This is a genomic window from Agrobacterium deltaense RV3, assembly GCF_900013505.1.
Lineage (GTDB): Bacteria > Pseudomonadota > Alphaproteobacteria > Rhizobiales > Rhizobiaceae > Agrobacterium > Agrobacterium leguminum.
Map to the genome: position 1 here is coordinate 2,329,321 of NZ_LT009745.1, position 10,279 is coordinate 2,339,599.

Annotated in this window: 11 protein-coding genes; 5 read left to right on the top strand and 6 right to left on the bottom strand. The window is 60.3% G+C overall.

Going from position 1 to position 10,279, the window contains the following annotated elements; genetic code table 11:
• Positions 1 to 197 precede the first annotated feature (197 nt).
• Complete coding sequence (locus AGR7B_RS11775) at positions 198 to 722, top strand: AAA family ATPase (RefSeq protein ID WP_080856716.1); 525 nt, start codon at positions 198 to 200, stop codon at positions 720 to 722.
• A 135-nt stretch (positions 723 to 857) separates the two neighbouring features.
• On the opposite strand, the gene AGR7B_RS11780 is transcribed toward AGR7B_RS11775, so the two are convergent.
• From AGR7B_RS11780 to AGR7B_RS11805, 6 genes are all read right to left on the bottom strand, one after another.
• On the bottom strand, positions 858 to 1,976 hold the full coding sequence (locus tag AGR7B_RS11780; RefSeq protein ID WP_004430064.1) for a branched-chain amino acid ABC transporter substrate-binding protein: 1,119 nt from the start codon (positions 1,974 to 1,976) through the stop codon (positions 858 to 860).
• A 119-nt stretch (positions 1,977 to 2,095) separates the two neighbouring features.
• Complete coding sequence (locus AGR7B_RS11785) at positions 2,096 to 2,449, bottom strand: DUF6867 family protein (protein WP_003522917.1); 354 nt, start codon at positions 2,447 to 2,449, stop codon at positions 2,096 to 2,098.
• 182 nt (positions 2,450 to 2,631) lie between these two features.
• Positions 2,632 to 3,360, bottom strand: coding sequence for an ABC transporter ATP-binding protein (locus tag AGR7B_RS11790; protein WP_003522918.1), 729 nt, complete (start codon positions 3,358 to 3,360; stop codon positions 2,632 to 2,634).
• Entirely contained in the window at positions 3,360 to 4,238 is an 879-nt protein-coding gene (locus AGR7B_RS11795) for an ABC transporter ATP-binding protein (protein ID WP_003522919.1), read from the bottom strand. Before AGR7B_RS11795 ends, AGR7B_RS11790 begins: the two co-directional genes overlap by 1 nt.
• A complete protein-coding gene (gene livM / locus AGR7B_RS11800; protein ID WP_371259707.1) occupies positions 4,238 to 5,590 on the bottom strand; it encodes a high-affinity branched-chain amino acid ABC transporter permease LivM in 1,353 nt (450 codons plus the stop codon). The genes AGR7B_RS11795 and livM overlap by 1 nt, the downstream gene beginning before the upstream one ends.
• Before the next feature lie 49 nt (positions 5,591 to 5,639).
• A complete protein-coding gene (locus tag AGR7B_RS11805) occupies positions 5,640 to 6,542 on the bottom strand; it encodes a branched-chain amino acid ABC transporter permease (RefSeq protein ID WP_004430050.1) in 903 nt (300 codons plus the stop codon).
• A gap of 334 nt (positions 6,543 to 6,876) precedes the next feature.
• Between AGR7B_RS11805 and cysQ the strand changes: the two genes are divergently transcribed.
• From cysQ to AGR7B_RS11825, 4 genes are all read left to right on the top strand, one after another.
• Positions 6,877 to 7,665, top strand: a complete 789-nt coding sequence (cysQ, locus tag AGR7B_RS11810) for a 3'(2'),5'-bisphosphate nucleotidase CysQ (protein ID WP_080856717.1) — start codon at positions 6,877 to 6,879, stop codon at positions 7,663 to 7,665.
• A gap of 371 nt (positions 7,666 to 8,036) precedes the next feature.
• On the top strand, positions 8,037 to 9,077 hold the full coding sequence (locus tag AGR7B_RS11815) for a DUF2793 domain-containing protein (RefSeq protein WP_080856718.1): 1,041 nt from the start codon (positions 8,037 to 8,039) through the stop codon (positions 9,075 to 9,077).
• Positions 9,078 to 9,268: 191 nt separating this feature from the next.
• A complete protein-coding gene (gene sciP, locus AGR7B_RS11820) occupies positions 9,269 to 9,544 on the top strand; it encodes a CtrA inhibitor SciP (RefSeq protein ID WP_003491799.1) in 276 nt (91 codons plus the stop codon).
• A gap of 224 nt (positions 9,545 to 9,768) precedes the next feature.
• Entirely contained in the window at positions 9,769 to 10,050 is a 282-nt protein-coding gene (locus tag AGR7B_RS11825; protein ID WP_003522924.1) for a GNAT family N-acetyltransferase, read from the top strand.
• The last annotated feature ends 229 nt before the right edge of the window (positions 10,051 to 10,279 follow it).

The following is a 10,279-nucleotide window of genomic DNA, read 5'->3' on the forward strand; positions in this document are numbered from 1 at the left end:
GCGCGCGCGCGAGCGAGCGAGAGCGCGCGAGAGAAGAAGAAAAAAAAAAGCCAAGCTCTCCGAAATCCGGCAACGTTGCCCCCTCATCCGACCCTCCGGGCCACCTTCTCCCCCTCGGGGAGAAGAAACAAGTGGCAACCCCCCACCCAAAAATCACAGCTCGAACCACCTGAACCCTGTCACAGGATAGAAATCTAATGGACCGTTTCATCATCCTTTCCGGCTGCTCCGGCGGCGGAAAATCGACGCTTCTCGCCGAGCTTGCCCGACGCGGTTTCGCCACCGTGGAAGAGCCCGGCCGCCGCATCGTTATCGAAGAAACCCGCAATGGTGGCACGGCCCTGCCGTGGATCGATATCGAAGCCTTTGCCCGCCGCGCCATCGCCATGGCGCTCGAAGACCGACAAAAGGCCCCTCCGGAAGGCCCGATCTTCTTCGATCGCGGCCTGATCGACGCCGCCTCGGCGCTTCGTCATATAAATGGCGATGCCTTCATCGAGACGCTGCGGGTTGCACACCGCTATAACCGTCTGGTCTTCCTCACCCCGCCATGGCCGGAAATCTACAGGGGCGACAGCGAGCGCAAGCATGGCTTCGATGCGGCGGTCGAGGAATATGAGCGTTTGCTCCGCGACTATGACGAGCTTGGTTACGATATTTCCGTGCTTCCGAAATCCGGCATAGGGGAACGCGCGGACTTTATTCTGACGCGGATCGACTGAGGCGCTCTGGCAAGAGAATGAGCTTCAGCGGTTTTCGAGCAGTTGCGAGACGGTGACAAACTCAAACCCGCGTCGAGACCGCAAACAAAAAGCCCGGCATCGCTGCCGGGCTTCGATAGGGTGTCGCAGAAGGGCTTAGCTGCCCTGCTGGATGTAGGTGAACTTGCCGTCCGGACCCTTCTTCCATTCGTACATGACGTAGCCGGGAAGCTTCGGGTCGCCCTTCTCGTCGAAGGAGATGTCGCCGAGCGCGGTCGGGAAGGTGCCGGACTTCAGGGCCTCGGCAACCTTTTCCGGCTCCACGGAACCGGCGGCCTTCGCCGCACCGGCAATCGCCTGCATCGCGGCATAGGAGTAGAGCGTGTAGGCTTCCGGGTTGAAGCCGGCGGCCTTGAACTTCTCTACCAGTTCCTTGTTTTCCGGGCGCAGCGTCGGATCGGGGCCGAAGGTGTTGAGCGTGCCTTCGACGGCGTCGCCGGCGATGGAAGCAAGTTCGTTCGAGACGATACCGTCGCCCGAAACGAGCTTGGCCTTCAGGCCCTGGTCAGCCGCCTGGCGGATGATGAGGCCGGCTTCGGTGTGCAGGCCGCCCCAGTAAATGATGGAAACGCCGGCTTCCTTCATCTTGGAGATCAGCGCGGAGAAGTCCTTGTCGCCGACGTTGACGCCTTCATACATGACTTCCGTCACGCCGGCGGCATTGGCAGCCTTCTTGGTTTCATCGGCAAGGCCCTGACCGTAAGGCGTCTTGTCGTGAATGATGGCGACCTTGGCGTCCTTGAAATGATCGGCCAGGTACTTGCCGGCAATGCCGCCCTGCTGGTCGTCACGGCCGCAGGTACGGAACGTGTTCCAAAGGCCGCGCTCGGTAAAGACCGGGTTGGTTGCGGCGGGTGTGATTTCGAGAATGCCGTTTTCGGCGTAAACTTCAGAAGCCGGAATGGAAACGCCGGAGTTGAAGTGACCGACAACGAATTTCACGCCGTCAGCGACGAACTTGTTGGCAACCGAAATACCCTGCTTGGGGTCGGATACGTCGTCGCCCAGCACGATCTTGATCTGCTCGCCATTGATACCGCCGGCGGCATTGATGTCTTTCGCGGCCTGTTCGGCACCCTTCTGGATCTGAGCGCCGAAAGCAGCGTTCGGGCCGGTCAGCGGTGCGCCGACAGCGATCACGACATCGGCCCAGGCCGAACCGCCAAACGCGACCATGGCGGTCAGCGCAACAGCGGAAAGAAGAGACTTCTTCATTACTTTACTCCCAGTTCCTTTGGATGGGTTGATTGCAAGGGCCTGTTCAGTACCCACCTTCACTGAACAGGAAACTGTTCCACTCTGACGAGCATTGTGCAGCCGGAAAAATCCGCCTGTCAATCTTTCTTCTTGTAGGAAAATGCCGATGTCCGGTCGTAAAGCCAATAGTAGTTATTGACCATCTGGCTTGTCCGGCGCGTGCGGAAACCGACGCTGGAAAAAACCAGAAGAAGAACGACGTCAAACACGTAATAGAAGCCGTTGATGAACGGCCCATTGAACAGCGCGTGATGCAGAAACCGCATCACCACACCCAGAGCGAGCGTATAGATAACCACCCGCGTATAACCGCCCCAGCCATCGGCCACGGACTTGCCCGTGCGCCATGCCGTCCAGAAACCCAGAAGAACAACCAGCGCGCGCAGAACATACCGCACGCCGTTATCCGTTTCGAAAAAAAGGCCCTGCATCTCTTTCCCCATCAGTGCCGGGCTGAAATGCCCTGACCCTGCCTTGTCTGTCGTCCCGTCGTTTTTCCGCCGGGCATTTTATTGTTTGCACCCCGCCATGGTTCCTTAAGGTTTGGCCGAAAGGACGACAGGCCGCCGTTTGCAGTCTTGCGCCGCAAAATTTCCGGCGCAAGTAAAATCTTTCAGTGCCGTCCGCCTTCGAGATAGGCGGCGCGCACCTGCGGATCGGCGAGCAGTTCCCTGCCCGAACCGCTCATCGTCACCTTGCCGTTGACCATCACATAAGCGCGGTCGGAAAGCTTGAGCGCGGCAAAGGCGTTCTGCTCCACGAGGAAGACGGTCAGCCCCTCTTCCTGGTTGAGTTTCTTGATCGCCTCGAAAATGCCCTTTACGATCAAGGGTGCGAGACCGAGCGACGGCTCGTCCAGCAGCAGGAGCTTCGGCCGTGCCATCAGCGCGCGGCCGATGGAGAGCATCTGCTGCTCACCGCCGGAAAGCGTGCCGCCGCGCTGGCTCTGGCGCTCCTTCAGGCGCGGGAACATCACGAAGATCTTCTCGACGTCTTCCTTGAAATATTTCAGGTTATCGAGATTGGCGCCCATCTGCAGGTTTTCCAGCACCGTCATGCGCGGGAAAATCCGGCGGCCTTCGGGCGACTGGGCAATGCGCTTGCGGGCGATCAGATGGGTCGGCAGATGGGTAATATCCTCGCCGTCGAAGATCACCTGACCGGCACGCGCCTGCGGGCTGCCGCAGATGGTCATCATCAGCGTTGACTTGCCGGCGCCGTTGGCGCCGATCAGACTGACGATCTCACCCTTTTTGACCTCGACATCGACACCGGCCAGAGCCCGGATATTGCCATAATAGGTTTCGACACCCTGGACTTTCAGAAGCGGTTCACCGGACATCAGGCCGCTCCTCCGTCGAGTTCTTCCGCAATCACGTCTTCCACTTCATCATCCTCGACACCCAGATAGGCGGCGATGACCTTCGGGTCGTTCTTCACATGGTCCGGCGTGCCGTCGGAAATCTTCTGGCCATATTCCAGAACCACCACATGGTCGGAAATCTGCATCACCACGGACATGTCGTGCTCGATGAGGAGCAGCGACGTGCCCTCGTCGCGAATGCCGCGCAGGAGCGCGTTGAGCGCCAGCGATTCCTTCGGGTTGAGGCCGGCGGCCGGCTCGTCGAGGCACAGAAGCTCCGGCCCCGTGCACATGGCGCGGGCGATTTCCAGACGGCGCTGCGCGCCATAGGGAAGGTCGCCGGCCGGGTCGTCGGCGCGGTCGATAAGATCGGCCTTTTCCAGCCAGTATTTGGCCTTTTCGATAGAGGCATCCACCGCCCGCCGGTAAGCGGGCAAGCCGAGAAGACCGAGGATCGTGTAACCCGAGGCCTTCATCAGCGCATTGTGCTGCGCCACCAGCAGGTTTTCCAGAACCGTCAACCCCGAAAACAGGCGGATGTTCTGGAAGGTGCGCGCCACCTTGGCCTTCTTGGTGATTTCGAAATCCGGCAGGCGCTCGAGAAGATGCGCCTCGCCGCTTTGCTGGCGCATGGTGATCATGCCCATGGTCGGCTTGTAGAAGCCGGTGATGCAGTTGAAGACCGTGGTCTTTCCCGCACCGTTGGGGCCGATCAGCGCCGTGATCTCGCCGCGCTTCGCCTCGAAGGAGAAGTCGTTGATGGCCATCAGGCCGCCGAAGCGCATCGAGAGATGTTCGACCTTGAGGATCGTATCGCCAGTCGTATTGGGTGTCATTGTTGCCGTTCCGGAAGCCATCAACCGTGACCTTCCTTGGTAAAGCTGCCGGAGACGGCCTTGCGTTCCTTAAGGAAGGCCGTGGGTTCACGCGAGCCGACGAAGCCGCGCGGCTTGAACAGCATGACGATGACCATGGCAAGGCCGAAGAGCAGCATACGGTAAAGTTCAGGCGTGAAGTCGGGCCCGAAGACATGCTTCAGGAACTCCATTTCACGCAGGAGCTCGGTGCCGCCGACCATGACCAGCGCCGCAATGGCGATACCCGTCAGCGAGCCCATGCCGCCGAGAACGACGATGGCGAGAATGACGGCGGATTCGAGAAACACGAAGCTTTCCGGCGAAACGAAACCCTGACGCGCGGCGAAGAAGGAACCGGCGAAACCCCCAAACATCGCGCCCGTCGCAAAGGCGGTGAGCTTGGTGATGACGGTATCGATGCCGAGCGAACGGCAGGCGATCTCGTCCTCGCGCAGCGCTTCCCAGGCACGGCCGATTGGCATGCGGCGCAGGCGGATGGTCACATAGGCCGTCAGCATGCAAAGCAGCAGGATCACGTAGAACAGGAAGATCTTGTAATAGGCCGACGACATCGACAGGCCAAAGGCCTTGGCGAAATTGTTCGACGCGCCGACATCGAAGGACCAGATGCCGAAGACGGACGCCTTGGCGATGCCCGAAATACCGAAGGTGCCCTTGGTCACATCCGTCCAGTTCAAAAGCACGAGGCGGATGATTTCACCGAAGGCGAGCGTCACGATTGCCAGATAGTCGCCGCGAAGACGAAGCACCGGGAAACCGAGGATGATGCCCCAGAAGCCCGCGAGAATGCCGGCGACCGGCAGGAGCACCCAGAAGGACAGGCCGAAATGGCTGGAGAGCAGCGCATAGGAATAGGCGCCGACCGCATAAAAGGCCACGTAACCGAGATCGAGCAGGCCGGCCAGCCCGACGACGATGTTGAGGCCCCAGGCCAGCATCACATAGATCAGGATCTGGATGCCGAAATTGTCGACGAATTTCAGCGAACCCTGAAAGCCGAACAATTGCACGGCGATAACGGGATAAAGCAGCAGCAGGACCAGCGCCAGCTTCAGGAAGTGCTTGTGGAAAAAGCCCTTCTCTTCGGAAATCTCCAGCACGCCGCTCTTGGCCTTGGCCAGCTTGCGACGATCCAGCGACGGCTTGATGAAGCCGACGACGAGGAAACGGCCGACAGCGGCAATGCCGACGAAGACCGCCAGAAGCCCCCAGCGGGTGCCCCAGATAAGCTGGTTGTTGATATCCTGATAGGTGACGATGCCGACATAAAGAATGAACATGCCGAACGAGATGAGGCCCGCAATCAGGCCCTCCTTCACAGCCGCCGCCATCAGGCTCGGGCTGGAAGCAGCATTGTCGGAAGCGATATTGGTCATGGGATCACACCTTCTCGACTTCCGGACGACCGAGAATGCCGGTCGGCTTGAAGATCAGCACGAAAGCCAGGATGCCGAATGCCGCGACATCCTTGTAGGCGATGGAGAAATAGGCCGACCACAGCGATTCGATGAGGCCGATCAGCAGACCGCCGAGAACAGCGCCCGGAAGCGAGCCGATGCCGCCGAGAACGGCCGCCGTAAACGCCTTGACGCCGGGAATGAAGCCATCGCTGAAGGAGGCAACGCCGTAATACATGAGATACATGGTGCCCGCGACAGCGGCGAGTGCTGCACCCATGATGAAGGTGATGGAGATCGTCTTGTCGACATCGACGCCAAGCAGTGCGGCCATCTTGCGGTCCTGTTCGGTGGCGCGCTGCGCCCGGCCGAGCGGGGTCTTGTTGACGATATACCAGAAGGCGAAGAGCAGCACCGAGGTAACGACCATGATGATGAGCTGCTTCAGCGACACGGTAATGGCGCCGAAATGATAGCTTTCCGTCACCATCGACGGGATCGGCTTGTTGCGCGGACCCTGCGTCACCTGGATGAAGTTGGACAGCGCGATCGACATGCCGATGGCCGTGATCAGCGGTGCAAGACGGAAGGAGCCTCTGAGCGGGCGATAGGCGACGCGTTCGATCACCCAGTTCCACAGGCCGGTCATCAGCATGGCGACGACCATCATCAGAAGCAGAAGAAGCGCCACCGGAATGCCGGCGACAAAGGATGTCACGATCAGGAAAACGATCAGCGCGGCAAAGCCGCCGAGCATGAAAATATCGCCATGGGCGAAGTTGATCATGCCGATGATGCCGTAAACCATCGTATAGCCGATAGCGATGAGGCCGTAGATCGATCCAAGAGTCAGCCCGTTGATGAGCTGCTGGATAAAATACTCCATGTCTTTCCCCCGGGCACGACCTCGAATGGGCCACGCCTCGTTATGTTAATTATAGGAGCGCCCTTGCAGGCAGGCCCCCACCCCCAAAATGCATATCGTGTTCGTTAAAAATGTGAAGTCAAAAACGGGCGATCCTGCACAAAATTTGGAATTTCCACATGGACTGCCGCTTTCCCGGTCAAAAGAGCCATGATTTTGGCAGGAAGTGCTGAAAAAATGACGGCCGGATGCTTATTTCAGCATTGTCCGACGCCATTATTTGACGGGCAGCGGGCAAAGGAGTAGCGAAGATCGGAACGGCGATATCCCGCAGACGGGATCAATTGGCAAAGAGATGATCGACATATTGACGAAAGCGGCGCTGGACGCCGGGCAGGCCATCATGGCGGTCCACCGTGCCGGCCCGCATGTGTCGTATAAGGACGACTGTTCGCCGGTGACCGAGGCCGACCAGCGCGCCGAGGCGATCATTCTTGCGGCGCTGGCCGCCCATTTTCCCGACATCCCCGTTGTTGCCGAAGAGGCGGTATCGAGCGGCATCCTGCCGGAAACCGGTGCGGAATTCTTCCTCGTCGATCCGCTGGATGGCACCAAGGAGTTCATTTCCGGCAAGGACGATTTCACCGTCAACATCGCGCTCATCCGCAACGGCGTTCCGGTGGCCGGCGTGGTTTACGCCCCCTGCCGCGGGCAGGCATGGACGGGCGAGGACAACGCCGCCGAAAAGCTCGCCATTTCCGGCGAAGGCGCCATCCTGTCGCGCCACCCCATCCGCGCGCGCCAGCGCGGCGCTTCCCCCGTGGCGCTGATCAGCCGCTCGCATTGCACGGCGAAAACGGAAGCCTTCGTGGCCGAACACGGCCTGAAGGACTGCATTTCCGTCGGCTCCTCGCTGAAATTCTGCATGCTGGCCGAGGGCGCCGCCGACATCTACCCCCGCTTCAGCCGCACCATGATGTGGGACACGGCCGCCGGCGACGCCGTGCTGCGCGCTGCGGGCGGCAGGACGCTCGATTGCGAGGGCAGGCCGCTTGCATATGCGGTGAGGGGCGATGGCGAGGATGCGCTGGCCAATCCGGATTTCATTGCCGAAGGGGCGATGGCGGTGGAACGCGCGGGGTAACGCCGCTTTCCGTCTTCTGCGGCTACTGCAACGGGTGGATCGGATTTCTGCCTTGGTGAGCTTCGGCGTATGCCGCCTCACCCCCCTCTGCCCTGCCGGGCATCTCCCCCTCAAGGGGGGAGATCGGCAGGAGGCGCTACCACCGCTTCATTCGCAAACGTCGTGATAGGCGAGACCTATCCACGAGTCGATCTACCCCCTTGAGGGGGAGATGTCCGGCAGGACAGAGGGGGGTAAACAGCATACGCCGAAGCCCCTAAAAACATCCTCATACCGATCAACGCAGACAAATTTCTTCCCCACTCATCCCCACCCCACGCCACCGCCCCACAATGCCCCGCAACGAAACACCGCAGCGCGGAAGGCACATCATGACGGAACAGACGGCGAGACTTCGGCTTCCCTATATCCTTCCCTCGCAGGCACAGAAACACGTCACCCATAACGAAGCCCTGCAAAGGCTGGATGCGATCGTGCAACTGGTCATCAAGGCCATCATCACCACACCGCCCGATAACGCTGAGGAAGGGGATTGTTTCCTCCTCTCCGCCGATGCCGCGGGTGACTGGGCCGGCAAGGGCGGCAGGCTCGCTTTCCGGCAGGATGGCGCCTGGCTCTTGATCGCGCCGCAGCCGGGCTGGACGGCGTGGTTTGCGGCCGAGAGCAGATACCGCATCCTGCGCGACGGCAACTGGCGCGACATGCCGCTGCCGGCCGCCGGTCGGCTGGAAAGGCTGGGCATCGGCACGGAGGCCGACGCCACCAATCGGCTGGCGCTCACCTCCCCCGCCAGCCTCTTCACCCACACCGAAGAAGGTGGCAGCCACCGCATGACGATCAACAAGGCGGGCAAGGCCGATACCGCCTCGCTGCTGTTCCAGTCCGGCTGGAGCGGCCGGGCGGAAATGGGCCTTGCCGGCAATGACGGGTTTTCGATCAAGACCAGCAGGGATGGCGCCTCATGGCACACCGCACTTCTCTGCAGCGGCGACGGCCGGGTCTCGATGCCGAACCGCCCGCTCGCCGTCGCCGGCCTGCCGGCGGGCACGACGAAACCCGCCAATGGCGCGGCGACGGGTTTTTCCGTGCTCTCCGTCGCCGAGGGCGGCTTTGCGCTCGGCGATGCGGTGAGCGGCGGTGGGCGTGAACTCGTGGTTCCGGTAAAGGGCCCTTATCTGGCGGCCCTGACGCTCGCCGTGGCCTCCTCTTCCGGCCACCGGGTGACGCTTTTCATCAATGGCGCGGCGGCCAGCTTCGGCATCGCTGGCAATGCATCGACGTCAGGCACATTGCAATCGGCAACCTCCATCCTTTCCCTCGATGCCGGCGACCGCCTGCGGCTGCAGCATGAGGGAACGGCGGAATTTACCCAGGGCAGCGGGAAAACGTGGCTTTCGCTTGCGGCACTCTGACGGAAACAACCGATGAGAGAGAAAAATTGCGATTTTTGGAAAAATTTTTTCCCGGCAAAATAAGGCGACTCGAACAAATCAGGCGAAACCGTTCAAATTCTTAATAAATTGTCACGAGCTGCTTAGGCAATTTTTAAAGGTACCGGGATAGAGTTCCCGTCATATGGTCTTGAGTTTGTATAGAGTGTCCAATGACCGAAATGATACGCCCACGAGTTAAATATGTCATCGGCCCCGATGGCAGCCCTCTGACGATCGCGGATCTTCCGCCTGCCAATACCCGTCGCTGGGTCATTCGCAGAAAGGCGGAGGTGGTTGCAGCGGTACGCGGTGGACTGTTGAGCCTCGAGGAAGCCTGCGAGCGTTATACGCTCACCGTCGAAGAATTCCTGTCCTGGCAGTCCTCGATTGCCGATCATGGCCTTGCCGGCCTGCGCACCACGCGCATTCAGCAATATCGCCACTAAAACAGTGCGCCGGCGCGATAACGCGCCCAGACCGAGTTTCCAGAACGCCCCGCCGGATTATCGACGGGGTTTTCGGTTTGATTTCGGATCCTCCCTGAGAACTGCCCCACAAAACCGGCGATTGTCGCCGGTTTGTGTCCGCTGCGTTCGCTATCCCGCTGTTTCAATTCGGATGCAAGCCGTTACAGTGGCGACAACCAACAGCAATGCGGAAGGCGCTCATCATGGACATCAAGACAACCGAAACCGGATCGCACGGCGAATATTCGGCGACCATCGACGGCCACAAGGCGGAGATGACCTATTCGCGCACCTCCCCTTCCCTCATCATCATCGATCATACCGGCGTGCCCGATGCGCTGCGCGGCAAAGGCGTCGGCCAGGCGCTCGCCGCGCATGCGATCGATGAAGCCCGCAAGGGCGGCTGGAAAATCATTCCGCTCTGCCCGTTCTTCAAGGCCCAGACATTGCGCCATGCCGAATGGGCGGATGTTATTCAGGGGTAAGGGCGATTTATCCTCTGTCTGAGGGCAGAATAATCGCAAGCGTCGCGGCGTATTTCTTCTCCCCGCCGGGGAGAAGGTGGCCCGAAGGGTCGGATGAGGGGGCGACGTCGGCGATAAATCGAGAACTTGCAACAAAAGAACAACACACACACACGACGCGCGCGCGCGTCGCGCGCGCGCGCGCGTCGTCGCGACGACGACCGTACCGTACCGTACCGTACCGTACCGT

What these genes read in the sequence shown, in the direction of transcription:
- AGR7B_RS11825 (WP_003522924.1), top strand. Translation starts at nt 9,769, where the DNA reads ATGGACATCAAGACAACCGAAACCGGATCGCACGGCGAATATTCGGCG.
- AGR7B_RS11815 (WP_080856718.1), top strand. Translation starts at nt 8,037, where the DNA reads ATGACGGAACAGACGGCGAGACTTCGGCTTCCCTATATCCTTCCCTCG.
- livM (WP_371259707.1), bottom strand. Translation starts at nt 5,590, where the DNA reads ATGGCGGCGGCTGTGAAGGAGGGCCTGATTGCGGGCCTCATCTCGTTC.
- AGR7B_RS11795 (WP_003522919.1), bottom strand. Translation starts at nt 4,238, where the DNA reads ATGGCTTCCGGAACGGCAACAATGACACCCAATACGACTGGCGATACG.
- AGR7B_RS11785 (WP_003522917.1), bottom strand. Translation starts at nt 2,449, where the DNA reads ATGCAGGGCCTTTTTTTCGAAACGGATAACGGCGTGCGGTATGTTCTG.
- AGR7B_RS11805 (WP_004430050.1), bottom strand. Translation starts at nt 6,542, where the DNA reads ATGGAGTATTTTATCCAGCAGCTCATCAACGGGCTGACTCTTGGATCG.
- AGR7B_RS11775 (WP_080856716.1), top strand. Translation starts at nt 198, where the DNA reads ATGGACCGTTTCATCATCCTTTCCGGCTGCTCCGGCGGCGGAAAATCG.
- cysQ (WP_080856717.1), top strand. Translation starts at nt 6,877, where the DNA reads ATGATCGACATATTGACGAAAGCGGCGCTGGACGCCGGGCAGGCCATC.
- sciP (WP_003491799.1), top strand. Translation starts at nt 9,269, where the DNA reads ATGACCGAAATGATACGCCCACGAGTTAAATATGTCATCGGCCCCGAT.
- AGR7B_RS11780 (WP_004430064.1), bottom strand. Translation starts at nt 1,976, where the DNA reads ATGAAGAAGTCTCTTCTTTCCGCTGTTGCGCTGACCGCCATGGTCGCG.
- AGR7B_RS11790 (WP_003522918.1), bottom strand. Translation starts at nt 3,360, where the DNA reads ATGTCCGGTGAACCGCTTCTGAAAGTCCAGGGTGTCGAAACCTATTAT.